This window comes from Oenococcus oeni, from assembly GCF_020510245.1.
Classification (GTDB): domain Bacteria; phylum Bacillota; class Bacilli; order Lactobacillales; family Lactobacillaceae; genus Oenococcus; species Oenococcus oeni.
Genome location: NZ_CP084701.1, coordinates 309,298 through 335,324, shown reverse-complemented (window position 1 = coordinate 335,324; position 26,027 = coordinate 309,298). Strand labels below are relative to the sequence as shown.

Genomic DNA, 26,027 nt, shown 5'->3' with positions numbered 1-26,027 from the left:
GATAAAGGTTGCTATTCCAATCTTTCTACATTTTTCACAAAGATATTGTGGATTTAAAAGGCATGTAAGAAATGACAAATTCACAAACAAAAATTCGCTAAAATGAAATAATTTAAGAAAGTTTATTCTGATAAAAAGTCGACATGTATTCATCATAGGCCGAAGCCAATTGATTAGAATTCATTAACCTTAAAGTCTCAATCAATTGATTATTCAGTTTAACGGCTTCGGCTTGTTTTTTAAAAAAGAGATTTTTAAAGAAAGAAAACTTAAATCTCAAAAGTAGTTCATCGCTTGGAATATTAAAGTCCGATAGAAGGTCCAGCAGCTCTCTTGCAAGTTCATATTCTCTACGGTCGCTTGTAATTTCTATATCGTTTTCCAATGCCGCGATAGTGTTATGAAGATTATCATTATGTAAAAAAAATATCTTCCAAGATTCAACATACTTAAGCGTCATATATTTCTCCTTAATAGTACTTAACAAAAATGATTTTGACTTATCTATTGCATTCAAAGAATCGGAAAGTTTATTGAAATTTCTAAATAATATTATCTTTGGAATTAACATTAGAAGATAGTATGTAATCTTGAAAGTTTTATAAACGACAAATTTAGTCGACTTAAACTAAGCCGCAAAAAGGAACTTGAAATACTCTTTACAATATTCTCTTAAAAAGTTCCCCAAAAAATCTGGTAGAAGAAACAGGACTTGATAATGGTGTTGGATAAAATACCAACCAATTTCGCAATCAACTTGATTAGGTGAATCAGATATCTCAAAAGATACTTCTTTATTGTTTTCTTCGACGATATTTTAAAGTCTTCTATTAAATTAATTTGTTCTTTTCCTTACCTTCCATCTAAAATACTTTAATTCTATACAAGACATTTTAAAAAATAATAAATTCACAATATCTTCTCATTTTAGGAATTTTATAGGTAGTTTTGAGAATATATTGTTAATTTGAATAAGGACTAGGCATAAGTGGTAAGTTTCAGATATATTTTTGTTGAGATATTTAGCTGAAATATTCATTAGGAATATGGTCTTATCATGATTTGGTGGAGAGTAATATGGCTAGGGTTAAGCAAAACTTTTGGCAAATTTTATCTTTAATACTAATCGAACTTGCAATTCTGTTGGTTTATATTTTTGTAATGGACAAAGGAATTGTTCCCTACCAATACGATTCGTTTTCAACTATCGCATTAGAACTCTTTTGTTTATTTGTTTTTATTGCAATCAATAGATTCGTTTTTAAACAGCCAATCTTTCATTCAACTAAAAATCTTTATCGAAATCTTCTCTTATTACTGCCAGCTTATTTATATCTTCTATATGGAGTTTTCTCTGTGTTTGAAAACTATGTCCTGCCCAGCAATCTGATTATTTATTTTTTAACAGCGATAACAACCGGTATTTCCGCAGAATATTTGTTTCGTGGTTTGATTTTTGGCCCGTTTGTTATCCATTAGCAAAACAACGATTGTTCCTTTGATTGTTACGTCGCTGCTGTTTGGGACGATGCATTTAGTCCATTTATTTGAACAAAGCTTATTCAACACAATTAATCAGGTCATTCAAGTTAGTTTTATCGGTTTTACGCTGGGCACTTTATACTTAGTCACTCATTCAATCTACTTTCCAATAGTTCTTCATGCCACTTTGGATTTAGTTCCCTTTATCCTTATCGATACTAGTGGTGGCAGTTCGGATAACTGGATGAGCACCTTTGTATATTCTTTGATCTATTTGTTAATCGGTTTGGCATATTACTTAATCTACCGGATCGATAGAGGTATGAAGAAAATATAAAAAGAACAAGGAGACTAGTAATATAAGCCCCACAACCGTAAACAATAGGCCAACAAACATGCAGAGAGCGACTTTCAGATATCTGTGTTTTTGCTGTCGCTCGTCATTTAATCGAAGAGCAAAAGTAGTAAATAAAACACCAAAAAACAATAATCACTATTCCGTACAAGTTAGCTAATAGATATTGTAATAGACTTAATTTTGACATTTTATTTATTGATTTTTAATTGTAGTCTATTAGATTAGTTCCGATACAAAAATTAGAAATATAAACTCTATTTAATTTAAGGAACTTAATAATGGACAAGGAACAGAAAAATTCGATAATTATTCACAAGACATCTCACTCCGGTTTTTGATGATGATCTTGGATATTTTTGTCCTCAATCGACTGGATTGTCTTTAGATATGTGGGAAGAGCTCTTAAATCATTAAATTCTTTATACGGTTGATATTCCTTTAAGCCATTAATACGATTTCTATTTATCCAAATCTTTTTCCAACCAATTTTTGCGCAGGGAACAATATCCCACCAGAAGCCTTTTGCAATGTGAAGATGATTGTTATTATTCAAATTAAGCTTTCGTTGAACAAAACTGAAAAATTCAAGTTGTGGTTTATAGCAACCAGTATCATCAGCCGTAAAAACATCATCAAAATCCTTGTTCATTGTTTGAAGATTGTATTGCATAATTTGACTAGACGAATTTGACATTAAATATAAAGAATGCCCAGCTTTTTTCAAGTCTTCTAGAACGGAAGTAACTTCCGGAAAAGGTTTTTAAGTCATAGTAAGCTTGAAGAATTGCCTTATAATTACTCAAAAATAAATCATCGGTATCCAAATCCATATCCACAAATTGTAAATTCTTCCTGATTAGTTTTTCATAAGGAATAATTTCATCAGAATACATTAAGCGGTCTTCATAACTAAAAAATGCATTTATAGCAAGTTGAGAATTTACATTATTTTCATAACAAATATTACTTATACATTCATTAATGCTGGATGTGTCCAGCAATGTGCCATAACAATCGAAAGTTAATATCATTTGCATTCCTCTGATAAACATTAAATTTTTCGTTTTTACAATTTATAAATTTAATCAGTTGCTTAAAGAGTAGCGCCATTCAATTTGATTTACACGAAGCTGATGTAGCTCCATATAATACATTTTAGAAATAATTCAATTTGACCTTTATTTTCAATAAATAATTTGTTATCCTTAGGCAATCAAAATTGTTAATCGTTGAAAAAAACGTTTAGCCTAATTATAGGAGTTGATTACCAATGAGCAGTATTTTTCAGAAAATGTTCCGTAAAGAGGATCCGCTTGTCTATCAGGATAAAGATTCGCATCTAATTAGAAGTCTTACTACGAAGGACTTCCTAGCGTTGGGCGTTGGAACAATTGTCTCCACATCAATTTTTACTTTACCGGGGGTCGTCGCAGCCCAACACGCCGGCCCGGCAGTTTCCCTTTCCTTTTTATGTGCAGCAATTGTCGCCGGCATAGTTGCTTTTGCCTACGCTGAAATGGCCGCCGCAATGCCCTTTGCGGGTTCGGCTTATTCATGGATTAACGTAGTTTTTGGCGAGTTCTGGGGCTGGATTGCCGGTTGGGCATTGCTGGCCGAATACTTCATTGCCGTAGCATTCGTTGCATCCGGACTATCTGCAAACTTTCAGGGCTTGATTTCGCCATTAGGCTTCAAACTGCCTACAACTTTATCAATCGCTTCAACAGGATCCAACGGCGGCTTAATGGATTTATTTGCGATTATTATCATTCTATTGGTAGCTACTTTGCTTTCTCGCGGCGCATCGCAAACCGCCCGTGTCGAAAACACGCTCGTTATTTTGAAGGTTATTGCTATTTTAGTATTTATTTTTGTCGGTGTGACAGCAATTAAAGGTCAGAATTATGTACCGTTTATTCCAAAATATCATGCCAATACAGACGGCTCGGCATTCGGTGGTTGGCAAGGAATTTATGCCGGCGTCTCAGAAATTTTCCTGGCATACATTGGTTTCGACTCAATTGCCGCGAATTCCGCAGAAGCTAAGAATCCACAAAAAACGATGCCCCGTGGAATTCTAGGATCTTTATTTATAGCTGTTTTTCTTTTCATTTCCGTTGCTCTGGTTTTGGTCGGTATGTTCCGTTATTCGGATTATGCAAACAATGCTGAACCGGTAGGCTGGGCTCTTCGTCAAAGCGGCCACGAAATCATCGCAACCATTGTTCAAGCCGTCGCAGTTATTGGTATGTTTACAGCCCTTATCGGAATGATGCTTGCCGGTTCTCGACTTCTTTATTCATTTGGTCGTGACGGTTTGCTTCCGAAAACATTGGGCAAATTGAGCAATAATCTGCCCAGCCACGCTTTAATCATACTGACAGTTATTGGTATTGCCTTGGGTGCATTCTTTCCTTTCACTTTTTTGGCTCAATTAATTTCTGCTGGAACATTAATCGCTTTTATGTTCGTTTCAATTGGAATTTATGTGCTTCGTCCCCGCGAAGGAAAAGATATTCCGGAACCAAGTTTCAAAATGCCTTTTTATCCAGTATTACCCGCACTTGGATTTTTAGGTGCTCTGGCTATTTTTTGGGGTCTTGATATCCAAGCGAAGATTTATGCCCTTGGTTGGTTTATCTTTGGCATGATTGTCTATTTCGGCTACGGGATAAAACATTCCACCGCAGGCAGTAGCAAAAAAACAGAAAAATCAAATTAATTTTAACGAGGTATGATCTGAAGTTAAAAACAGTTTTTTATCGCTCATTTAGAATATAAATTCGCAAAACATTGGTATCCTCGCAGCTTTTCACAGATCACATTAGAAAGGCTTGAAACACCAATGTTTTTTCATACATATAACAAGGAGGTAATGAATTTTCATGAATAATTTAGAGAAGGCATCTCGATTAATCGACGAAGAAAACAATTATTATGCACGTTCGGCACGGATCAATTACTATGACCTGGTGATCGACCATGCTCATGGGGCAACGCTGATCGATGTCGATGGCAACGAATATATCGATCTTTTGGCAAGCGCTTCAGCAATTAATGTCGGGCATACAAACGAACGGGTTGTCAAGGCAATAAGCAGGCAGGCACAAAAGTTGATTCATTATACGCCGGCTTATTTTCACCACGTACCAGGAATTGAATTATCAAAACGTTTAGCCGAACTCGCTCCTGGCAATTCACCCAAAATGGTCAGTTTTGGTAATTCCGGTTCTGATGCCAACGATGCAATTATAAAATTTTCTCGTGCGTACACCAGCCGCCAATATATTGTTTCTTATATGGGATCCTACCATGGTTCAACCTATGGTTCGCAAAGCCTGTCAGGAACCAGTTTGAACATGACTCGAAAAATCGGTCCAATGCTTCCAGGCGTTGTCCACGTTCCCTATCCGGATCTTTATCGTCGTTACGCAGGTGAGACTGAGCACGACGTTGCTATACGTTACTTCAATGCTTTCAAGGCACCATTCGAATCATTTTTGCCTGCCGATGAAACCGCCTGTGTCTTAGTTGAACCAATCCAAGGCGATGGTGGAATTGTTAAGGCTCCGGAAGAATATATGCAACTGGTTTATAAATTCTGTCATGATAATGGCATTTTATTTGCTGTTGACGAGGTTAACCAAGGGCTTGGCCGAACGGGCAAAATGTGGGGAATTCAACAATATAAAGATATTGAACCGGACTTAATGTCGGTCGGAAAATCACTGGCTTCGGGAATGCCGCTTAGCGCTGTTGTCGGTAAAAAAGATATCATGCAGAGCCTTGACGCACCGGCCCATATCTTTACTACTTCTGGCAATCCGGTATGCGCTGCTGCATCACTAGCCACCTTGAATGTTATTCGAGACGATCATCTAGTTGAAAAGTCAGCTAAAGACGGAGAATATGCAAAACAACGTTTTCTTGAGATGCAAAGACATCACCCGATAATCGGCGACGTTCGCATGTGGGGACTAAACGGTGGAATTGAATTAGTTAAAGATCCTAAAACTAAAGAAGCAGAGAATGACGCAGCAACAAAAGTTATCTACTATGCCTTTGCACATGGTGTCGTCATTATTACCCTTGCAGGAAATATTTTAAGGTTTCAACCGCCCTTGGTCATATCCCACAAACAGTTGGATAAGGCGCTGCAGGTGCTTGATGATGCATTTACAGCTGTTGAACAAAATAAAGTCGAAGTACCAAAAGACACGGGAAAAATTGGTTGGTAAATCAAAAATCTAATAGGAAATTGCAAAGGGATCTAATTTAATTTCACTATTTATTCGATCATTTTTTTAATGCTTTCTGCTTTTATGAAACACCTGATTATCCAAATTAGTCCGAGAAAGCATAACCTTCCTTCTTATAATAATTTTGAATAAGTTTGTTAATAGTTTTTCTCGTAAGAAAGAATTTTTGGTTAAGCATGAAATAAACGTTCTGTAAAATACAAATCCAGACATTCATTTGGTAACAACTTCTTTGGTTACTGAATGAGAAAGATGTCCAGCGGCTTTCATTCAGTTTCAATAAATAATCGACAAATTCTGTTTCAATGATTTTATTACTTTCCAGAGCAGATATCAAAGCAAAAGAAATTCTTTGTTCCTCATTATCGACAAAAGCAGTTTCCAATTGATTTAAGATATAAAAAAATACTTTAAACGATTTATCAACCATATCCAGAGGAAAAAGAGGATTTCTTATTGAAGCTGCCAAAAAATCGCTCCCGTGAGCAACGGTATGTGCCCAACCTTTTCCTGAAACAAATCCTCTAAAATCTTTCTCGGAAGATAAATAAACAATCGACATGGAAAACAACTTGTTCCTATCTTTATCAGATAGGAAATTTTTTTGCCATCAGCGCTAATAATTTCAGCTAGAGCAAGCGCTGTAAAACTTCTTAAAAATACGGAATCGTTTTGACCAAGCTTGATTGCTTTAAATAAGTTCCCGGATTCTATTAATTCATTTGTTGTTAATTGTTTTTGTACAAAGGTAAAAGTATCTTCATCGAAACCACGAGCGAATAGATTGTAAATTAAATCATCTCTTAAATGGCTATTAGTGTTACCAATATTTTGAAGCATAAAATCTATCTGTTGAGTGTTGAAACTGATTTTTTCTGTTGCAATAATTTTTCCAAAACTTTTTGCATGTATAAATATATTCCTCAATCTCAAATTGCTTTTTTAAATATAGTCCAAAAACAATGCGGATGCTTTTATTTTGTCGTTATATTCATAACATCCTGATAACGGAACATCAACCACACCAATAATCCCGCCATTAACAAACCGGTAACTGTATAGATTGGTGCAGGTGTAAATACTCCAAATAAAATTCCATAGGCAGCTGCTCCCAATGGACTTAAAAGAGCTCCCAAAGTTGTTTGCAAAGTAAATACACGTCCTTGCATGGTAGTAGGAACCTCAGTTTGCAGCAATGACAGAATCGGAGTCTGTTTGATAACAACCAGAACGCCAGCAATAAAATTATAAAAAGCAAATAAACCAACATTAATTAGACGACTGGTATGAAACCATTCCGGAATACCAAAAGGAATTAAAGTTAAACCTAAAATAACCGCAGCTAACATCGAAGCGCGAGCCGGAAAACGGAACTGCGAGCGTGCAGATAAAAAAAGTCCAGCCAACAACATACCGACACCAAAAGACATTTCAGTGAAACCAAATTGTGCGTTGGTCATATGGAGAAAAGTAACTTCTGTAAAAGCCATACCGACATTGATACTGGCAATGAAAAAGTTTGTCACCGCGTTTGATAAAGTTGCTAAACGCGGTAAGTGTTCAAGACGAACATATTTTAATCCGGCAGTGAAATCTTTCCAGATATGTTGATCATGTTTCACTTTGATAATTGTTTTGTTTTCTACAAAACTGAAATTTAAACGAAGAAATAAGAGCATCGCCAAAAATTCGGTCACAAACTGAACTAAGGCAAACATTTCAAAGGGCAGCAAGCTGAATAGTACTGCTCCTAATGCCGGACTAAGAATGTTGGCAATCGATGCTCCGGTCTGATTTAAAGAATTAACTCGATGCAGACTTTCAAGTGGAATTAAATCTCGCAAAGAAGAATTCAGAGTATTACTGATAAATAATCCGGTTGCCCGCAAGATGATCACCAAAATTAAAATTTCCAATAAGAAAAATTTGACAGCAAGAAAATAGAAAATAGAAAAAAGGAGCAAAGAAATTACGTTGATTATTTGGCTAAAGCGAATTATTTTTGCGTGATCGAAACGATCGATAATACTACCGGAAATTGGCAGTAATGCAAGCATCACGATCGGACCAATCATTAAAACCAGGGCATACTGAGCCGAGGAACCAGTCTTTTTTAATAAATAGAGCCCAACGCCAAACTCGAATAAAGCAGAACCCAAAGTACTAATGAGACTGCCGGTAACAACATCAAAAATTTGCTGTTTCAAGCTGTTTCTCATTTTTTAATCATAGCAAAAAAAGAAGTTGCTGAATCAAAGCTGTTTATTAGCAGCAAAACATCTCCATTATTTATGAAACGAAAAAGGCGAAAAAGAGATTAATCGGGTAAGTGAATTGATAACCAAACCAAAAAATCCTATGATGATTTGTATTGGCTTAATAGCAGCAATCGATTGTAACAATGGAAACCAGTCGAATTTAAGAAATGCCCCTCTTGAATAACTTCGACAGGACAGCAGTTGTAATCAACAAAGGAAGCAAAAATTATGATTGAAAACAGTCAGGCAATATCAGAATTAATGCGCGGTGCAATTAACAATAAAGCCGTTTACGGTATCTCATACTCATTGATAGCAGCTGATCAAAGCGAATATCATTACCTTGGTTTTCAAGGAAAAAATCAGGATGCAATCGCCTTAGAAGCTAACATGCAGTATGACCTGGCATCGCTGACAAAAGTCGTCGGAACCACAACCAGAATTCTGCAACTACTTTCAGAAGGAAAACTGGATTTAGAAGATCCGGTCGGAAAATTCATAAATGGCGTAGACAAACCCAAAATTACGATCAAACAGCTTTTGTTGCATAGAAGCGGTTTGCGTGCCGACATCAAGAATGTCTGGGATTTTAGTCGAGAGGCCTTAATCAAAGCAGTCAAAGAAATGCCTCAACTTTGCCCGGCCGATACAAAAACGATTTATTCAGACCTGAATTTCATTTTATTGGGTTGGGTTATTCAGAAAATCGATGGAGATTTATCAAAAAGCTTGGAGGAACACATTTTCCAGCCTATCGGAATGACAAATACTTCCTATAATCCAAGAGCCGATCGTAAAATCTTTGTTCCAACCGAAAAGCAGATCAAAAGAGGTGGAATCATTCGGGGCGAGGTCCACGATGAAAAATCCCACTTATTGGATGGCGTCAGCGGACATGCCGGGTTGTTTTCGACTCTAACCGATCTAACCCGCTTTGCACAAATGTATTTACATAAAGGTTATTATAACGACCAACAAATTCTCCCAGAAGCCGTCTTTCCAATATTAGAAAATTCCGTTACAAGCGGTCGAACACTTGGCTGGCGTTGTTGGATGACTCCAGCCGGTCAAAGCTTATGGCATACGGGCTTTACCGGAACCTCGATTGCTTTGAACTTGGTTAATCAAAGTGCTTTTGTCTGCTTAACAAATCGTGTTTACCCGACTCGGGAAAACCGGCGCTGGCTCAGTTACAGACTGATGGCAATTGCTTTGTTCTATGGACACCCCGAATCAATATAAAATCACATAACAAAAAAGCTGGTCTTAACGAACGGCTTTTTTTGTTAAACTTCATCCTCATCCTCATCGGAGCTCTGCAGTTGCTGTTTGATATCGACAATACCGCCTTGCCCCATCGAAAGCAATTGGGAGAAATTCAATTTGCCTCCCAAAAGCTGTTGATTGGCAAATTCGATTGCCATTGGGAGATTCATCCCCGTCAGAACATTTATTCGTGGATAGGCAGCCAATATCCTAGTCGTAACGTTCGCCGGTGTTCCTCCCAATAAATCAAGAGCAACGACAATCTGTTCGTTATCCGGTATTTTCTTAATTTCCGCTTCGATTTTTTGTTGCAGCTCACTTGGGCTCATATTCGGCGTCAAACTCAAAGCAACAGCTCCTTTAATCTTGCCGACAATCATTTCGGCACTTTCCAAAATTGCCGATGATAAAGGTCCATGACTTACTAATATTAACTTCATTTTCGCTCCATATTCATTCTATTAAATCAAGCACCTTTGCCTAAAACTCCTAGAGCGGAAAAAACAACTGCGACAATAATCACGATAAAAATCGCTTTCGTTGAAGTCATTCGTTTGCGTCCCAGTATCCAATAAATAAGACCAACAGCCAATCCAGGAATCATTTTCGGCATAATCGTGTCGAATTCATTCTGAAGATTAACCGTCATTTTGCCAATATGGGCAACAAATGGGACATCAATATTTACAAGACTTGCAATCAAAGCACCTACAACATAAACGCCAAGCAAAGTCGCCGCGTTAGTCAAAGCGTTCATCTCGCCCTGAAGCTTGGTAACAAGAGTTACGCCACCTTTATAAGCGAATTCCAACTGAATCCAACGAAAATACATAATTGCGATATTCACCGCCAACCACAAAAATGCTCCTGCAGGGTTTCCCTGGACAGCCATATTAGCGGCAATTGCACCAATAATAGCAGGAATCAGAGAAGCAAAAATCGTATCTCCAATTGCCGCAACCGGACCCATTAAACCATTTTTCAAACCCGAGACTGTTTCCAATGAAGAAATGCCCTGTTTTTCTTCAAGTGCGACATCGAGACCTTGAATAGTAGTGTTCAAATAGGGATTCGTATTAAAAAACTGGTTTTGCATTCTCATTGCCTGTTTGAGTTCAGGCGTATGATCCCCATAAATTTTTCTGAGCTGGGGAAGGACAATAAACAGATATCCAGAACCCTGCATTTTTTCATAATTCCAGCCCAACTGATTCAAAAAAATATTGCGGCGATTCATTTGTCGAAAATCTTTTTTCGTTAATTCGTATTTAGTCTTCGTCGCCATCGATTTCTCCATCCTCATCTTTAGTATTTTTTTGCTCACTCTGCTCTGGTTGTGAAGGTCCATTCTGCTGTGAATCTGTGGAAGACGGTAAGTTACCGACATCGCGTTTATAAGCATTCAAGGCAAATGAAAAACCAATCAGAGAAATGGCAACCATTGGAAGTGCAGTAAAATTATTCGAAAAACTGTTCGAAACTTTTGCCATTGAAGTTCCCAAGGTCTGAACATTCGTAAAGACCGTAGTTAAGAGAGCAGTTAAGGTAAAGCCTAAAATCAAATATGCAAAATGTTTTTTAACCGGCAAATAGCGCAGTAAAATTGCAAATCCGACCGCCGGAAGCAAAGCTCCGGCTGTGGCAAGACCATTGCTCAACCAAACCATTTTCGTATCGAGAACCTTAACAATTTCCGTAACAAGACCGCCACCAAACTGCAAAGCAATAAAAACAGGAATACCACGTGATAGAGCCCACGGAATTGCACCATATAAATAGTTCCGTTCAAAAGCGTGATAATTTTCTTCCTCAATTGTCCGATCTATACGATGCTGAAAGTAAGTGTTCGTAAATCTGCCCAAGACATCCGTTTCAATCATCAAAGAAGCAACCGGAACACCAATTGCGGCAACAGCAGTTTGAGCATTCATGCCCGAACTGATCGAAAAAGCCGTTGCTAAAATCGTCCCTGAATTCGCGTCTATTTTAGAAGCTCCACCAAAGGTCCCAACTCCGAGGACCGTTAGTTGAAGACTTCCTCCGATAATTAGTCCCTTGGTTACATCGCCCATTACGGCACCCGTGATTAAACCGGCCCAAACCGGCTGCGCCAATGAAGAAATAAAAGTCAGATCATCAATAATCTGATACATAGAATAAAAAGTTAATACAATAACCTGCCAAAGCAAGATGTTTCCGCTCATAATTTAATCCCCTCTTTTTAATCAAACCGAAGCAAATTTCTTTAATAACTGCATCAAATCAACAGCCGGATCGCTTGGTACCATCTGAACTGTCATTTTGATTCCTTTTTTATGTAAAAGATTAAACGCGTCGACATCAGACTGAAGAATATTAATTGATTTTGTCAAAGGCTTGGTCCCATCAGCTTGAGACATATTACCGACATTAACTTCCTTAATCTGGACGCCGCCATCAATCATATCCAATAAAACCTTGGGTCTACGAACTAAAACAAATACTCTTTGACTATCGTAACGTCCATTTATAATATGATCGATTGCCCGATCCTCATTTAAAATACTTAAATTAACTCCGGCAGGCCGGGCCAATTTAATAGCGGCCTTTTCAATATCTGAATTCGCCGTAGAGTTGTCGACAACCATAATTCTGCTAGGTTTGATAACTCCGGTCCACATATTAGCTACTTGCCCATGCAATAAACGGCCATCGATTCTAACTGCTGCAATTGACATTCTTCTCCCTTTCTTATCAATTGAATAAAATTACTCAACCGATTCTCTCCTTAATACATGCATGAATTTTAGTCCTTCTTTTTTAAGAGTTTCAGTTTTTATGTCAATTAAGCTGACATTGGTCTAGGAAAAGATTGACAACTTAATAAACTTAATGAAAGTACTCGTAAATAATGAAAAATTTCGGAAAAAATATAAAAAATACTTCCGCAGCGGAGACCATCGAATCTTTTCCGATTAATAAGACACTATGAATAAGTCCATTTTTATTTTCATAAGTACAGGAAAAAGATTTTACTGAACTATATATTTTCCAAAAAGAAACAACTTTTTTCAAAAAACTGAAAAATAGTTTCAATTGGAATAATATGTTTATGTATCGTTTTGGGATGTCAAAATGAATTGAGTTAATTCTGGGGATATAAAAATTACTTGGAAACAATGATTTGTTTCATTCATATCATGGAAAGAAAAGATGAAAAAAATATCCGTTAAATTTAATCAAAAGCAAATTTTTTTTGGAATCATCGGCCTGCTATTGTTGGGAATCATTGGCATTTTCGCCTATAAACTGAATGAATATTTTTCCGAACCTGTAATTAAGGCTAAATCAATAAATCTAGATGCTTCGCCCTCGCCAAAATCAAAAATAATCGAACGTTTAAAAAAAGATCAAAAAATAAAAGTATTGAAGAAAAACAACAATACCGATTGGTGGCAAGTTGAGATCGGTTCGCAAAAAGGTTGGGTTGCCTCCTGGCTGATTCAAAAGAAAAATTATAACGCCAAAAATGCTGGACGTTTAGCCGAGGCAACGATTGTTCTCGATCCAGGGCATGGAGGAGTTGATTCCGGAACTCAGGCAAGCAATGGAGCGATGGAAAAAACATATACTTTAAGAACTGCTTTAAAGGTTTACAAATTACTGAAGGCAAAAAACGTTCACGTAATAATGACAAGGCATACGAATAAAACCGTTGCTCTAGCTTCTCGACCAGCTTTATCGAATCGGGTTAAAGCCAATATCTATATTAGCTTTCATTTTAATTCAGCCGGCGAACAAAATGCAGCCGAAGGTTATGAAGTGTTTAAATATCATCACAACGCCAACAGTTTTGCTTCAACGATAGATAAACAATTCAATAATTTGCCTTTGTATAACCGCGGTGTTTCCTTTGGAAATTTTGAAGTCCTCAGAGATAACAAAAGACCGGCTATTCTTGTAGAAATGGGCTTTATGGACAGCGATTATGACTTTAGTTATATTCAAAAATCATCCTATCAACAAAAAGTTGCAAATGATGTCACAAAAAGTTTAACTAGTTACTTCAATTAAAACAATTATATACAAGCGTAAAATCATCAAATCAAATATAAAAAAGAAAGTGTAAATAAGTTGAAGCTTTTTATCTTTTCAACCTATTTTTTAAAAACCAAATTTGGACTTTGAATTTAAAAAAGAAATAATCGATTTTGGAAAAAGCCTGCCGAATGCAAAGATTTATTGGCGTAACGATTGGCAGCTTTTATATTTTGACCTGGCTGGCCACTTTTTCGCTTTAATGAACCAAAAATATTTGACTTTTAAAAATCTTCCTTCGACCAACCTTGAGTTGCGTGAAATTTATCCCTTTATAATTCCTGGTTTCCATGTTAATAAAAAACATTGGAATTCAATTGTCTTGGACAAAGCTCAAGGAAAAATTTCTTTAATCGAATTACAGGGATTATTGAAAGGATCATATAAGTGTGTCTATAATCAGTTGCCTAAAAAGACCAAATTACAGTTTTTATCATCATCAAAAAAAGAACCCAAGTAAATGGATTCTTTTTTTCAAGTCTTTATTTCTCAGATGCAGCAACTTTCGGCAGAACCAGGTTCAATACAATACCGATCACTGTCGCCATCGCAACTCCGGTGAATTCCAGATTGCCCAACTGAAGATCAAAATTTCCAATCCCAATAACCAAAATTGGGGCTGCAATCATCAAGTTGCGTTTCTTTGAATAATCGACTTTGTTATCAACAATAATCTGTAGACCAGCTGCTGCGATTACACCATAGAGCATGAAGCCAACTCCACCGATTACAGCACCGGGAATTGTTTGAATCAAAGCAGACAGTTTGCCGACAAAACTTAAGAGGACAGCGAGTACGGCCGCACCACCAATTACCCAAACCGAGTAGACCTTACTCATCTGCATAACACCAATATTTTCGCCATAAGAAGTAACCGAAGGCCCGCCAACCAAAGATGCGGCAATCGAAGCAGTTCCATCTCCGGCTAAAGTTTTATTAAGACCAGGATCCCTGAAAAAATTACGACCAGTAATTTTATTCAAAACCATAATATGCCCCAAGTGTTCGGAAATTGTGACCAAAGCCAAGGGGGCCATATCAAGGATTGCCGAAGGATAAAGTTTTTTGCTTGCAAATAAAGAATTAAAGTTCGGCAAAGCGAACCAGTGAGCCTGGGCAACCGATTGAAAATCAACCAGGCCGAAAATAATCGCAAAAATATATCCGGTAATAATGCCAAGCAAAACCGGGATCATGCCAAGAAAACCCTTGAAGTACATGTTATAGAAAATTGTTGCCGCCAAAGTTAATAAAGCGACAATAAAAATTTTAATTTCATATTTATTCGTGGCAGAATTAATCGTTGCATTAGTCGCTGCCGAACCAGCTAACGAAAGACCAATCACCATAACGATTGGGCCAACGACAGCCGGTGGAAAGATCTTATCAATCCAGGCTGACCCTGCCTTAGCAACAATCAAAGCAACAATCAGATAAATAATTCCAACTGAGAAGACACCCTGGGCAACCGCTGGATAACCAAAGGACTTCATTAGGCTTGTCATTGGAATAACAAAAGCAAAACTAGAACCCATATAAGCTGGTATTTTGCCTCGGGTAATCAACATATGTAAAAGCGTGCCGACCCCGGAAGAGAAAATCGCAACACCAGGATTTAATCCAACAACAAGGGGCACTAAAACCGTAGCACCAAACATACTGAATAGATGCTGCAAACTTAAACCGAATAACATCGGAAACGGCGGGCGTTCATAAACATCATAAATCGCTCCATTTGATCGTTTCTCTTCCATGATTTATTATTCCTCCCAAAAAATTGTGCTAATTAAGAAAAAACGCAACCATTACCCAACGAATGGGCAATGATTGCGTTCAAAAAAATCCGAATGATTGTTTTCTAAAATTTCGCACTGGGATTAATTAAAGCAGGACAATCATGACTTGTCAAGCGTTATTTATCACCAACTGTAAATCGTTGATTAATAAAACGGGGCTCCTCGATCTCGTTAAGAATTGCCGTAGCCATATTTCCAGTGCTTATATGAGACTTTCCGTCAGCAGCATAAATCAAATTATTACGTCCGGTAATATATTCCGACTTTGGACCATTTAAAAAATCCTGTTGCGGAGAAATCGCTGTCCAATTGACACCTTCATTATCATGTTACAAAACATATAGTTCATCGACGCCATATCTCGGCTCACGAATCCATGCCTCATTGTTAGGAAGCTCAGAAAGAGAGTCCAGAAGCATCTTGCCATCCTGTCTTTCCAAGGAAGCAGCACCCAGCAAGAAAATAAAACGGGTTTTCAAACCACGGGCAACTCTTAATAAATGGGCCAAAGCATCAAAATTTTCAATTGGGTTTTCATGATTAGCAAAAGCATTGATCACAACATCAAAATCAGCAAGGTTAACCGATGCAATTTGGTAGATACTCTTCTTGATAAAATTGCCCTTTCCTAAAAGCTTGACGGCCCTTTCAGGATTACGAACGAACCCCGTCACCTGATGTCCGCGTATAAGCGCTTCTTTATAAACTGCACGACCGGCCATTCCCGTTGTACCAATGATAGCAATCTTCATTTTATAAACCTTCGTTTTCCTGTTAATTAAAAATGTAAAATCAAATTAATTAAAACCAAACGAATAGTTTAATCGCCACCCAAAAATTTACAGCAATAAAATAAAACTATTCTAAATACTATTCTACGCTTCAAAAGTTAAGGGCTTGTCAAAGCCGCTTCTCGCGCTTCGTCCCGTTTCATAATCGGAGCCAGATACTGTCCTGTATATGATTTCTTTACATTGACAATATGTTCCGGCGTACCGGTGGCGATAACCATGCCGCCGGCCTCGCCCCCTTCGGGACCAAGATCAATAACCCAATCGGATGTTTTGATAACATCCAGGTTATGTTCAATTACAAGCACAGTATTGCCGGCATCAACCAATCGATGAAGTACACTCAAAAGACGCTTGATATCATCGGTATGAAGTCCGGTTGTCGGTTCATCTAAAATATAAAAATTTTTTCCGGACTGAATCCGATGCAATTCACTGGCTAATTTCATTCTTTGGGCTTCTCCGCCGGAAAGAGTTGTTGCCGATTGGCCCAATTGAATATAGCCAAGACCAACATCTTGGATGGTTTTTAATTTACGGGCTATTTTAGGAATTGCTGAAAAGAAAGGCAAAGCCTCATCAACTGTCATATCAAGAACCTGAGCAATATTTTTCCCTTTATAGGTAACTTCGAGCGTTTCGGAATTATAGCGGGTGCCACCACAAACTTCACAGGTAACATAGACATCCGGAAGAAAATTCATTTCAATCTTGATAATTCCATCACCCTGACAATTTTCACAACGACCGCCTTTAACATTGAATGAAAAACGACCCTTCGCATAGCCGCGCATCTTCGCTTCATTTGTTTGAGCGAACAATCCTCGGATATCATCGAAAACTCCGGTATAAGTAGCCGGATTCGACCGTGGGGTACGGCCAATCGGCGATTGGTCGATATCGATAACTTTTTCAATTTCTTCGTAGCCACTAATCGATTTATAAGCACCGGCTTTCTCAGAGTTACCATTTAATTTCTGTTTTAGGGCGCGTTTTAATATTGAATTAACCAAGGTAGATTTTCCCGAACCAGAAACCCCAGTTACAGCAATAAATTTGCCGAGCGGAAACTTAACGTTGATTTTTTTCAAATTATTTTCGGCAGCTCCAAAAATTTCAACAAATTTGCCATTGCCTTGGCGCCGTTCTTTTGGAACCGGAATAAACTTTTTCCCAGACAAATATTGGCCGGTAATTGATTTTTTTGTTCGTTCGACCTGTTTCGGCGTCCCAGCTGCCATTACTTTTCCGCCTTGATCGCCGGCACCAGGCCCAATATCGATTAGATAATCAGCTGCCCGCATTGTGTCCTCATCGTGTTCGACAACAACTAAAGTGTTACCTAAATCGCGCATCTGTTTTAAAGAATTCAATAAACGATCGTTATCACGCTGGTGAAGACCAATCGACGGTTCATCAAGAACATAGAGAACTCCGGATAAATTCGATCCAATTTGAGTTGCCAAACGAATTCGTTGACTTTCTCCACCAGAAAGAGTTCCAGCCGAACGGCTCAAAGTAAGATATCCAAGACCAACAGATACCAAAAAACCTAGACGATCAGAAATTTCTTTAACAATCGGAGCCGCAATTTCTTGATCATTTGGACCAAGTTTCAAAGCTTTAAAAAAAGCCAACTCGTCGGTCACAGCCATTTCAGCTACCTGACCAATATTTTTGTGATCGATTTTAACTGATAAAGCTGCCAGATTAAGACGATAACCGCCACAATCTGGGCATTTCATCTCATCCATGTATTGGCTCATAACTCCACGCGTAAATTCAGAATTGGAATCGGTAAAACGACGTTTGATATTATTCAAAACACCTTCAAATTCAGTATCAGTATCGCGAACACCACCAAAGTCATTTTCATAATGGAAGTGAAAGACCTTTTTTCCGGCACCATTAAGAATCAAATTACGCTGTCTTTTTGGAAGCTTATGCCAAGGAGTATCCTGATCAATCCCGTTCTGTTCGGCAAATTGAGAAAGCATTTCCGGATAGTAATTAGAAGAAATCGGATTCCAAGGAGCAACTGCTCCTTGACGAATTGTAAGGCTGTCATCTGGAATAACCAGATCGGTGTCGACTTCACGTAAAACACCAAGACCTTGACAAGTTTCGCAAGCTCCAGTCGGCGCATTGAAAGAAAAAAGTCTTGGTTCCAATCGTCCAACCCGGAAATCTTTCAAAGCGCCGGAGTAATGATCGGAAAACTTCATTTTCGGACCATCGACCTGTTCGACAACAACCTGACCATCGGCAATTCTGGTTGCTGCTTCCATTGCATCAAACAAGCGGGAACGAATACCGTCTTTTAAAATAATTCGATCGATCATAATTTCGATCGTATGTTTTGTTTCACGATCGAGTTTTAAATCATCAAGATTATCCAGTTCAACAATTTTGCCATCGATTCTTGCTCGAATGTAACCGAGTTTTTTTGCATTTTTCAAAGACTGTTCATGAGTTCCTGCCAGTTTTTCAATAATTGGAGCAAATATTTGCAGTCTTGATCCTTGGCCAAGTTTCAAAGTTCGTTCAACCATTTGATCGACTGTGTAAAGAACAATCGTGCCGTCTTTTGGTGCGTCCGGTCTACCGATTCGGGCAAATAGTAAACGCAGATAATCATTAATTTCGGTGACAGTACCAACTGTCGAACGTGGATTATTGTTAGTCGTTTTTTGGTCGATTGAAATCGCCGGCGAAAGGCCTTCGATCGAGTCGACATCCGGTTTTTCCATCTGTCCCAAAAACTGCCTGGCATATGCCGAAAGGCTCTGGACGTAGCGGCGTTGACCTTCAGCATATAAAGTATCGAAAGCCAAACTCGATTTGCCTGATCCTGATAAGCCTGTCAAGACAGTCAAACTGTCTCGTGGAATATCAACATCGATATTTTTTAAATTGTGAGAGCGGGCCCCACGAATGGAAATATATTTATTCGCCATAAATTACATTTTAAGGCATTTGCATACAAAAAAGGCGAACATTAGTTCCCTTTTTAAAAACCTTGTTTTATATGCGCTATGAGAATTAAAAAAATCAAGCCATTAAACCACCATCGGCAGCTAATTCGGATCCGGTAGTATACTCGCTTTCATCAGAAGCAAGATAAGTGGCCAATTTAGCAATATCTTTTGGTTGTCCTAAATGGTGCATCGGTGTCATAGCAATCACCTGCTCGCGCATGTCCTTGGGAACAATATCCCTATCGATCCAGCCAGGATGAATTGAATTTACGCGAATCTTTTTGCCCATTTGAAGTGCTTCCAGAGCGGCTGCTCTCGTTAATAAACGCGTACCGCCCTTGGAAGCCGAATAGTCGGCAGCTCCGGGAAAACCGCGTAAGCCAGCCGCCGAAGATACATCGATAATCGATCCGGGCTCGGTCATTTTATTCAAAGCGAAATGAATTCCAAGAAAGTTCCCCGACAAATTAATCGATTGCGTCCAATTAAATTCGGATAAAGACATCTCTGCCAGGGGCTTTCCAACCCCACCAACTCCGGCATTGTTGACTAAAATATCAAATTTACCAAATTTTTCAATTGTTTTGCTAATCACCTTTTGCCAATCCGCCTCTTGACTAACATCCTGCTGAATAAACAAGATGTCGCCGGCGATTTCAAGGGCTGTCTGCCGGCCTTTTTCCTGATTCCGACCAGTAATCACAACCTTTGCGCCTTCAGCGATAAAATCAGCCGCTATTGCTTTGCCAATACCACTATTTCCGCCTGTAACAATTGCAACTTTGCCTTTTAAACGATCAAACATCGGCTTACCTCTTTTTCTGTTAGTTGTGAATAAGTTAACTAACTAATATAATTTTATCAGCTTATCGATCGTTTAAGATTAAAACTATTTTTTCTTCATCTCAGTTTTTAATTCCAGAATCGAATCACGCAATTGAGCTGCTTCTTCGAAATCCATTCGCTTGGCAGCACTTTTCATCTGTTTGGTCAGGTTCCCAACCATCTCTTTTTGATCTTTGATCGGCATGTCAGCGAAAGCAACTTTGGTCAGATCAAGCTTAGACTCATCGGCCGATTGAACTTCGTGGGAAATTGCAATCGAACCGCGAATCTCTTTTTTGATTGTCGTCGGTGTTATATTGTGCTCTTCATTATATTTAATTTGGATCCGACGACGACGGGCCGTTTCATCGATCGCTTTTTGCATATTTTCCGTTACAACATCGGCATACATAATAACGTGTCCATTGGAATTACGGGCGGCACGACCAATTGTCTGGATTAATGATCGTTCGTTGCGAAGAAAACCGTCTTTATCGGCATCCAAAATGGCAACCAAACTGACTTCAGGAACATCCAATCCCTCACGCAGCAGATTAATTCCAACCAAAGCATCAAACTTGCCCAGGCGCAAGTTTCTAATAACTTCAGTCCTTTCAAGCGTTTTAATATCACTATGCAAATATTGAACCTTAACTCCGCTTTCCTTTAGATAAGTTGTCAAATCCTCAGACATTCGTTTCGTCAAAGTCGTAATAAAAACACGTTCGTTTTTAGCAGCCCGGGCATTAATCTCGCCAAGCAAATCATCGATCTGTCCTCGGATCGGACGAACTTCTATTTCCGGATCAAGCAGTCCAGTCGGCCTAATTATCTGTTCGGCAATATTATCGGGAGTTACTCTAGATAATTCATAATCGCCCGGTGTTGCAGACATATAAATGACTTGATTTACATGTTGTTCGAATTCGGATAACTTTAACGGTCGGTTATCCAAAGCGGACGGCAAACGAAAACCATAGTCGACCAGGGTTTTTTTACGGGCTTGATCGCCGTTATACATCCCCCGGACCTGTGGCATTGTCACATGACTTTCATCAACAACCAGCAGGAAATCCTTCGGAAAGAAATCAAGCAAAGTAAACGGGGGTTCGCCTTGTTTGCGACCATCCATCCAGCGGGAATAATTCTCAATCCCATTGGTATAACCCATTTCCAACAGCATTTCGATATCATACTCGGTTCGCTGTTTTAGACGCTGTGCTTCCAACAATTTTCCTTGCTGCTCGAATTTTTTAACGCATTCTTCCATTTCCTGGCGAATACCATCGGTCGCGCTTTTAAGAATATTGTCATTGGTCATAAAATGTTTGGCTGGGAAAATTGAAATAAAATCATCTTCCAATAAAATTTCGCCGGTCAAAGGATTAATTTCCCGAATGCGATCAATTTCGTCGCCGAAAAATTCTACACGGATTGCCTTCTCATCTTCGGAAGCAGGGAATATTTCAACAACATCCCCGCGAACTCTAAAGGTCCCTCGGGCAAAGTCGATATCGTTGCGTACATATTGGATATCTATCAAATGGCGCATTAAATTGTTACGGCCATATTCATCTCCGGTCCGTAAACTGATCACGTGATCTTTATATTGATGCGGATCGCCCAAACCAAAAATCGAGGAAACCGAAGCAACAACAATTGTGTCGTTTCGCGAGAGCAAACTACTGGTGGCACTATTACGCAACTTATCAATTTCATCGTTAATACTGGCATCTTTTTCAATGTAAGTATCGGATGATGGAACATAGGCTTCCGGTTGATAATAGTCATAATAAGAAACAAAATACTCAACAGCATTTTCCGGGAAAAACTCTTTCATTTCGCCGTAAAGTTGGCCTGCCAAAGTCTTATTATGAGAAAGAATCAAAGTTGGTTTGTTAACAGACGCGATAACATTCGAAATCGTAAAAGTTTTTCCGGTTCCGGTCGCTCCAAGCAAAACTTGTTCTTTGGTACCCTTGTTAACTCCTTCAATCAATTGATTAATAGCAGTTGGCTGGTCACCAGTCGGCTGATAATTACTGTGCAATTTAAATTTTCCAGGCAAACGCGTCTCTAATTTCATACCCCTATTATCTCATTTTCCATTATTTGGCTTAAAGGAAAATAATCTCACAGAAACAATAAAAAAATCGTCTTCAGTAAAAGACGATTTTAATAATATTTATATTAATCAATTATTGATTAATATATTCTTTTGTCGAAGCGATAATGTCCTGAAGACCTTTCTTGGCATCGGCGAAGAACATTTTTGTGTTATCCAAGGAGAATAACGGATTTTGAACGCCGGCGTAACCAGTGCTCATTGAACGCTTAATAACAACAACCGATTTTGACTTGTCAACATCGAGGATTGGCATTCCAGAAATTGGATTACCGGACTCGCGAGCCAACGGATTGGTAACATCGTTTGCACCAATTACCAAAGAAACGTCCGTATTGGTAAACATTGAATTTGCACCATCAAGCTGTTTCAGCTGGTCATAAGGAACATTGACATCAGCCAGTAAAACATTCATGTGTCCCGGCATACGACCAGCAACCGGGTGAATCGCATAGTCAACATTAATGCCATTATCAGTCAACAGTTTTGCCAATTCGGCCACTTCATGTTGTGCCTGGGCGGCAGCAAGCCCATAACCGGGAACAATCATCACATTGTGAGCATAAGCCAGCTGAAGGCCAATATCATCAGCCGAAGTTTCTGTAACTTTAACCGGGGCTCCATCGGAGGCCGAAGAAGACTCCGAATCGCCGGTTCCAAAACCACCAGCCAAAATATTCGCCACCGAACGGTTCATTGCATCGGCCATTTGCAGGGTCAAGATTGTACCGGCGGCACCAACTAAAGCACCAGCAATAATCAAAACCTGATTATCAATTACAAAGCCGGCAAAAGCCACTGCTAAACCAGTAAAAGCATTCAGTAAAGAAACAACCACCGGCATGTCAGCACCACCAATCGGCAGAGTCATCAACAGACCGAAAATCAGGCTGGCAAACAAAGCCAACAAAAGATACCAAGGATTTTCCGTACCAGAAATCATCAGAAAGGCAGCAATTACAATTGCAATTACAACCAAAATATTGATCACTTTTGCACCAGGGAAATTAATTGGTTTCCCGGAAACTTTTCCGGAAAGTTTACCAGTTGCAATCAAAGAACCGGAGAAAGTAATTCCACCAATGATTACATCCAAAACAACCGGAATTGATAAAATAAGGCTTAAATGACCGGATGCAGTTACATAATCAAAAACACCAATAACAGCAGCAGCACCGCCACCAACGGCATTAAACAAAGAAACAAGTTGCGGGACATCAGTCATTGGAACTTTTCTGGCCCGCATAACACCATAAATTATTCCAAGCAGCAGGCCAGCCAGCAACACAATCCATGCAGTCGCTTGAACCCTTCCGGAACTGATTAATTGAAACAGAATCATAATAACGGCTAAAATCATTCCGACGAATGATAGACGGTTACCATTTTTAGCAGTCTTTGGACTACGCATTAAGTGAACACCGATCACATAACAAAATGCCGAAACAAGATAAACCAAAGAGGCGATCGTTTCTAAAGTACTCATTTATCTGCCTCCTTTTTGTCGGATGGTTTGCGATCAAACATGCCCAACATACGATCCGTGACTGTATAGCCTCCGGAAACATTGATTGCGGCAAATAAGGCAGCAAAGAAGACCAGAATATAGAGAAGCCAATTATTAGCTTTGGCGGCAATCGCAAAAGCACCCACGACAACAACTCCATGAATCGCATTTGCTCCCGACATCATCGGCGTTTGCAAGGTAGAAGGGATCTTCGACATAACTTCAAAACCGACCAGCAAACTCAAAACAAAGATCGCTAAATTGGCATATAATTCTTCACTCATTATTCAGCCTCCTTTTTATCTTCCGTCTTTTTCTGAGCAACACGTTTTTCCAAACCAAATCGACTCCGTAAGAAGTTGGAAGAAATCTCTCCTTTGTAAGTAGCAACGAGATCAGTTAGAACATCATCGTCCAAATCGAGCAAAATTTTTCCATCCTTGATAATGTAATTAATTGTATTTTGAACGTTTTTCGCATACATGTCAGAGGAAGATTTTGGCAAACGACTTGCCAAATCACCGGCGCCCACAATCAAAGCACCGCTTTTAGTTACTACTGTCTCTCCAGGCTTGGAACCTTCAACATTACCGCCGAGAGCTGACGAACCAAGATCGATGAAGACTGTTCCGGCTTTAGCATTATCTACAGCTTTTTTGGAAACCACGACCGGAGGCTTTCCACCAGGTACTTGAGCTGTAGTGATAATGACATTATTTTCAGCAATAAAGCCTTCCAGTTCAGTCTGCTGCGCTTTCTTCTCATCTGTTGTCAAAGCACGAGCATAGCCATTTTCATCTTTCACCTGAACGCCGGAAATCAAAGCCGTTGCTCCTAAGGATTCAACCTGGCCGCGAGCATCCTCACGGATATCGTAGCCGGAAACTACCGCCCCCAAACGATGAGCAGTTCCGATTGCCTGCAAACCAGCGACAGCTGCGCCAATAACAAGTACTTTAGCCGGACGAGCCGTTCCGGCCGCCGTCATCATCATCGGAAAATATTGCGGATAAGTATCAGCAGCCAACAAAGCTGCTTTGTATCCTGCAATCGATTTTTGCGATGAATTTGCATCCAAATTTTGGGCGCGGGAAACCGTTCGTGGAAGCAGTTCGAAAGCTAAAGAAGTAACTCCGGCCTTCGCTAAACTTTCAACTGCTTTTTTGTCCCCCAAAGGATTCAACATCCCAATAATTGTTTGACCTTTCGTCAATTTGTTTAAAGTTGCCGTCGACGGTTCGTTGACGACCGTCACGATATCTGCTTTTAAAGCATCTGTTCTGGTTGACAACTTGGCGCCGGCACTCTTATAAACATCATCGGAATAAAATGCTTTTTCTCCGGCTCCTTTTTCGATAACAACATCAAAATTGCTCTTAACCAGCTTGGCGACAACATCGGGGGTCAATGCGACACGATTCTCACCAGCAGCTTCTTTTAGAGCGGAAACTACAATTGCCATAAAACTCCTTTCACGATTCACCTTTCGTCGCAATTTCTTGCAAACGTTTTCACGACTACTTATTTTATAACATTAAAGGCAATAAAAAAGCTTTTTATCGTTTGAATAAAAAATATATTTTATTGTCTTGACCCAATCGCCTCGTTTGCTTTTTCAAAAATAGAGAATTCTTTCGAATGTATGTCAAACATATTCTGTTTTTCAAACTTTAAATAAAATAAAAACAATTTCGAGTTATTTTTTGCAAAAAGTTTGATTTTATTAATCAGTCGATTGCCTTGGCGCCGAGAACATTTTCAAAATGATTTAAAGCCCAATTTTGTCCGGATTGAGTGAGAGTCGCAACGGTTTGTTCGTGGATAACAATCCTATAATTCAAATCATAGGCATCGACAGCAGTATGTAAAACGCAAATATCTGTGCAAACACCGGCCAAATGCAAAGTATCGATATTGCGTTCGCGTAAACGTATGTCGAGATCAGTACCGGCAAAAGCACTGTAGCGTGTTTTGTCGTACATATAAACTTTCTGATCATCTTTATTTTCTTGATACCAAGACGCTACTTTACCGTAAAGCTGCCTTCCCCAACTGTTTTTTAAATTATGCGCCGGAAATAGTTTTGTTTCCGGGTGATACGGATCATCCTTTTTGTGAAGATCCGTTGGTAAAATGACCCAGCCATTGCTTTTATGGATTTTATCAGCCAAAGTCACGATTGGATCGGCTAAGAACTGTCCGGCCCTACCACAAGTCAGTGCTCCTTTATCAGAAACAAAGTCATTTGTGTAATCAATAATTAATAATGCTTCGTTTTTCGCCATTAATTCTCCTCTATCTATCC

The 26,027-nt window shown here is 38.9% G+C and carries 24 protein-coding genes and 1 pseudogene; 7 read left to right on the top strand and 18 right to left on the bottom strand.

Annotated elements, in window-relative coordinates; all coding sequences use genetic code 11:
* Positions 1 to 112 precede the first annotated feature (112 nt).
* Positions 113 to 460: an Rgg family transcriptional regulator gene (locus J3U91_RS01685; protein ID WP_002818195.1), complete on the bottom strand. Its 348-nt coding sequence runs from the start codon at positions 458 to 460 to the stop codon at positions 113 to 115.
* A 617-nt stretch (positions 461 to 1,077) separates the two neighbouring features.
* On the opposite strand from J3U91_RS01685, the gene J3U91_RS01680 reads away from it, so the two are divergent.
* On the top strand, positions 1,078 to 1,479 hold the full coding sequence (locus tag J3U91_RS01680) for a hypothetical protein (RefSeq protein ID WP_002818194.1): 402 nt from the start codon (positions 1,078 to 1,080) through the stop codon (positions 1,477 to 1,479).
* On the top strand, positions 1,457 to 1,819 hold the full coding sequence (locus tag J3U91_RS01675; RefSeq protein ID WP_002818193.1) for a CPBP family intramembrane glutamic endopeptidase: 363 nt from the start codon (positions 1,457 to 1,459) through the stop codon (positions 1,817 to 1,819). The genes J3U91_RS01680 and J3U91_RS01675 overlap by 23 nt, the downstream gene beginning before the upstream one ends.
* Before the next feature lie 343 nt (positions 1,820 to 2,162).
* On the opposite strand, the gene J3U91_RS01670 is transcribed toward J3U91_RS01675, so the two are convergent.
* Entirely contained in the window at positions 2,163 to 2,564 is a 402-nt protein-coding gene (locus J3U91_RS01670) for an HAD family hydrolase (RefSeq protein ID WP_080485119.1), read from the bottom strand.
* Positions 2,518 to 2,871 (bottom strand): HAD family hydrolase, encoded by a 354-nt coding sequence (locus J3U91_RS01665; protein ID WP_226489965.1) that lies wholly within the window; start codon positions 2,869 to 2,871, stop codon positions 2,518 to 2,520. The genes J3U91_RS01670 and J3U91_RS01665 overlap by 47 nt, the downstream gene beginning before the upstream one ends.
* A 239-nt stretch (positions 2,872 to 3,110) precedes the next feature.
* Here J3U91_RS01665 and J3U91_RS01660 point away from each other — a divergent pair, with 239 nt between their 5' ends.
* Positions 3,111 to 4,562 carry an APC family permease gene (locus J3U91_RS01660; RefSeq protein ID WP_002818190.1) on the top strand — a complete coding sequence of 484 codons (1,452 nt, stop codon included), beginning with the start codon at positions 3,111 to 3,113 and terminating at the stop codon, positions 4,560 to 4,562.
* A gap of 163 nt (positions 4,563 to 4,725) precedes the next feature.
* Complete coding sequence (locus tag J3U91_RS01655; RefSeq protein ID WP_002817861.1) at positions 4,726 to 6,078, top strand: aspartate aminotransferase family protein; 1,353 nt, start codon at positions 4,726 to 4,728, stop codon at positions 6,076 to 6,078.
* Positions 6,079 to 6,184: 106 nt separating this feature from the next.
* Here the strand turns inward: J3U91_RS01655 and J3U91_RS01650 are convergent.
* Positions 6,185 to 6,939, bottom strand: a pseudogene (locus J3U91_RS01650) (DUF2785 domain-containing protein).
* A 134-nt stretch (positions 6,940 to 7,073) separates the two neighbouring features.
* The gene (locus J3U91_RS01645; protein WP_002818186.1) at positions 7,074 to 8,306 is read right to left on the bottom strand and encodes an MFS transporter; all 1,233 of its coding nucleotides are present in this window, start codon (positions 8,304 to 8,306) and stop codon (positions 7,074 to 7,076) included.
* A gap of 279 nt (positions 8,307 to 8,585) precedes the next feature.
* Between J3U91_RS01645 and J3U91_RS01640 the strand changes: the two genes are divergently transcribed.
* On the top strand, positions 8,586 to 9,599 hold the full coding sequence (locus J3U91_RS01640) for a serine hydrolase domain-containing protein (protein ID WP_002817863.1): 1,014 nt from the start codon (positions 8,586 to 8,588) through the stop codon (positions 9,597 to 9,599).
* A gap of 44 nt (positions 9,600 to 9,643) precedes the next feature.
* Here J3U91_RS01640 and J3U91_RS01635 read toward each other — a convergent pair whose 3' ends face one another.
* From J3U91_RS01635 to J3U91_RS01620, 4 genes are read right to left on the bottom strand one after another with little or no spacing between them, the layout of a single operon-like run.
* Positions 9,644 to 10,063 carry a PTS sugar transporter subunit IIA gene (locus J3U91_RS01635; protein ID WP_002818185.1) on the bottom strand — a complete coding sequence of 140 codons (420 nt, stop codon included), beginning with the start codon at positions 10,061 to 10,063 and terminating at the stop codon, positions 9,644 to 9,646.
* 26 nt (positions 10,064 to 10,089) lie between these two features.
* Positions 10,090 to 10,908: a PTS system mannose/fructose/sorbose family transporter subunit IID gene (locus J3U91_RS01630; RefSeq protein WP_002818184.1), complete on the bottom strand. Its 819-nt coding sequence runs from the start codon at positions 10,906 to 10,908 to the stop codon at positions 10,090 to 10,092.
* Positions 10,892 to 11,827: a PTS mannose/fructose/sorbose/N-acetylgalactosamine transporter subunit IIC gene (locus J3U91_RS01625; protein ID WP_002818183.1), complete on the bottom strand. Its 936-nt coding sequence runs from the start codon at positions 11,825 to 11,827 to the stop codon at positions 10,892 to 10,894. The genes J3U91_RS01630 and J3U91_RS01625 overlap by 17 nt, the downstream gene beginning before the upstream one ends.
* A gap of 21 nt (positions 11,828 to 11,848) precedes the next feature.
* On the bottom strand, positions 11,849 to 12,340 hold the full coding sequence (locus J3U91_RS01620; RefSeq protein WP_002818181.1) for a PTS sugar transporter subunit IIB: 492 nt from the start codon (positions 12,338 to 12,340) through the stop codon (positions 11,849 to 11,851).
* 475 nt (positions 12,341 to 12,815) lie between these two features.
* Between J3U91_RS01620 and J3U91_RS01615 the strand changes: the two genes are divergently transcribed.
* Both J3U91_RS01615 and J3U91_RS01610 read left to right on the top strand, forming a co-directional pair.
* Entirely contained in the window at positions 12,816 to 13,676 is an 861-nt protein-coding gene (locus tag J3U91_RS01615) for an N-acetylmuramoyl-L-alanine amidase family protein (protein WP_002818179.1), read from the top strand.
* A gap of 103 nt (positions 13,677 to 13,779) precedes the next feature.
* Positions 13,780 to 14,160 (top strand): MmcQ/YjbR family DNA-binding protein, encoded by a 381-nt coding sequence (locus tag J3U91_RS01610; protein WP_002817868.1) that lies wholly within the window; start codon positions 13,780 to 13,782, stop codon positions 14,158 to 14,160.
* Positions 14,161 to 14,182: 22 nt separating this feature from the next.
* Here J3U91_RS01610 and J3U91_RS01605 read toward each other — a convergent pair whose 3' ends face one another.
* From J3U91_RS01605 to J3U91_RS01565, 9 genes are all read right to left on the bottom strand, one after another.
* Positions 14,183 to 15,454 carry a solute carrier family 23 protein gene (locus J3U91_RS01605; RefSeq protein WP_002817869.1) on the bottom strand — a complete coding sequence of 424 codons (1,272 nt, stop codon included), beginning with the start codon at positions 15,452 to 15,454 and terminating at the stop codon, positions 14,183 to 14,185.
* Between the two features lie 371 nt (positions 15,455 to 15,825).
* Positions 15,826 to 16,248, bottom strand: coding sequence for an NAD(P)H-binding protein (locus tag J3U91_RS01600; protein WP_002818175.1), 423 nt, complete (start codon positions 16,246 to 16,248; stop codon positions 15,826 to 15,828).
* Positions 16,249 to 16,385: 137 nt separating this feature from the next.
* A complete protein-coding gene (gene uvrA / locus J3U91_RS01595) occupies positions 16,386 to 19,244 on the bottom strand; it encodes an excinuclease ABC subunit UvrA (protein ID WP_002818174.1) in 2,859 nt (952 codons plus the stop codon).
* 94 nt (positions 19,245 to 19,338) lie between these two features.
* Positions 19,339 to 20,070, bottom strand: coding sequence for an SDR family NAD(P)-dependent oxidoreductase (locus tag J3U91_RS01590; RefSeq protein WP_002818173.1), 732 nt, complete (start codon positions 20,068 to 20,070; stop codon positions 19,339 to 19,341).
* Between the two features lie 84 nt (positions 20,071 to 20,154).
* A complete protein-coding gene (gene uvrB / locus J3U91_RS01585; protein ID WP_002818172.1) occupies positions 20,155 to 22,176 on the bottom strand; it encodes an excinuclease ABC subunit UvrB in 2,022 nt (673 codons plus the stop codon).
* Positions 22,177 to 22,288: 112 nt separating this feature from the next.
* Positions 22,289 to 23,701 carry an NAD(P)(+) transhydrogenase (Re/Si-specific) subunit beta gene (locus J3U91_RS01580; RefSeq protein WP_002818171.1) on the bottom strand — a complete coding sequence of 471 codons (1,413 nt, stop codon included), beginning with the start codon at positions 23,699 to 23,701 and terminating at the stop codon, positions 22,289 to 22,291.
* Positions 23,698 to 24,006 (bottom strand): NAD(P) transhydrogenase subunit alpha part 2, encoded by a 309-nt coding sequence (locus J3U91_RS01575; RefSeq protein ID WP_002818169.1) that lies wholly within the window; start codon positions 24,004 to 24,006, stop codon positions 23,698 to 23,700. The genes J3U91_RS01580 and J3U91_RS01575 overlap by 4 nt, the downstream gene beginning before the upstream one ends.
* Positions 24,006 to 25,184, bottom strand: coding sequence for an NAD(P) transhydrogenase subunit alpha (locus J3U91_RS01570; protein ID WP_002818168.1), 1,179 nt, complete (start codon positions 25,182 to 25,184; stop codon positions 24,006 to 24,008). Before J3U91_RS01570 ends, J3U91_RS01575 begins: the two co-directional genes overlap by 1 nt.
* Before the next feature lie 265 nt (positions 25,185 to 25,449).
* On the bottom strand, positions 25,450 to 26,007 hold the full coding sequence (locus J3U91_RS01565; RefSeq protein ID WP_002818167.1) for a cysteine hydrolase family protein: 558 nt from the start codon (positions 26,005 to 26,007) through the stop codon (positions 25,450 to 25,452).
* Between the last annotated feature and the right edge of the window lie 20 nt (positions 26,008 to 26,027).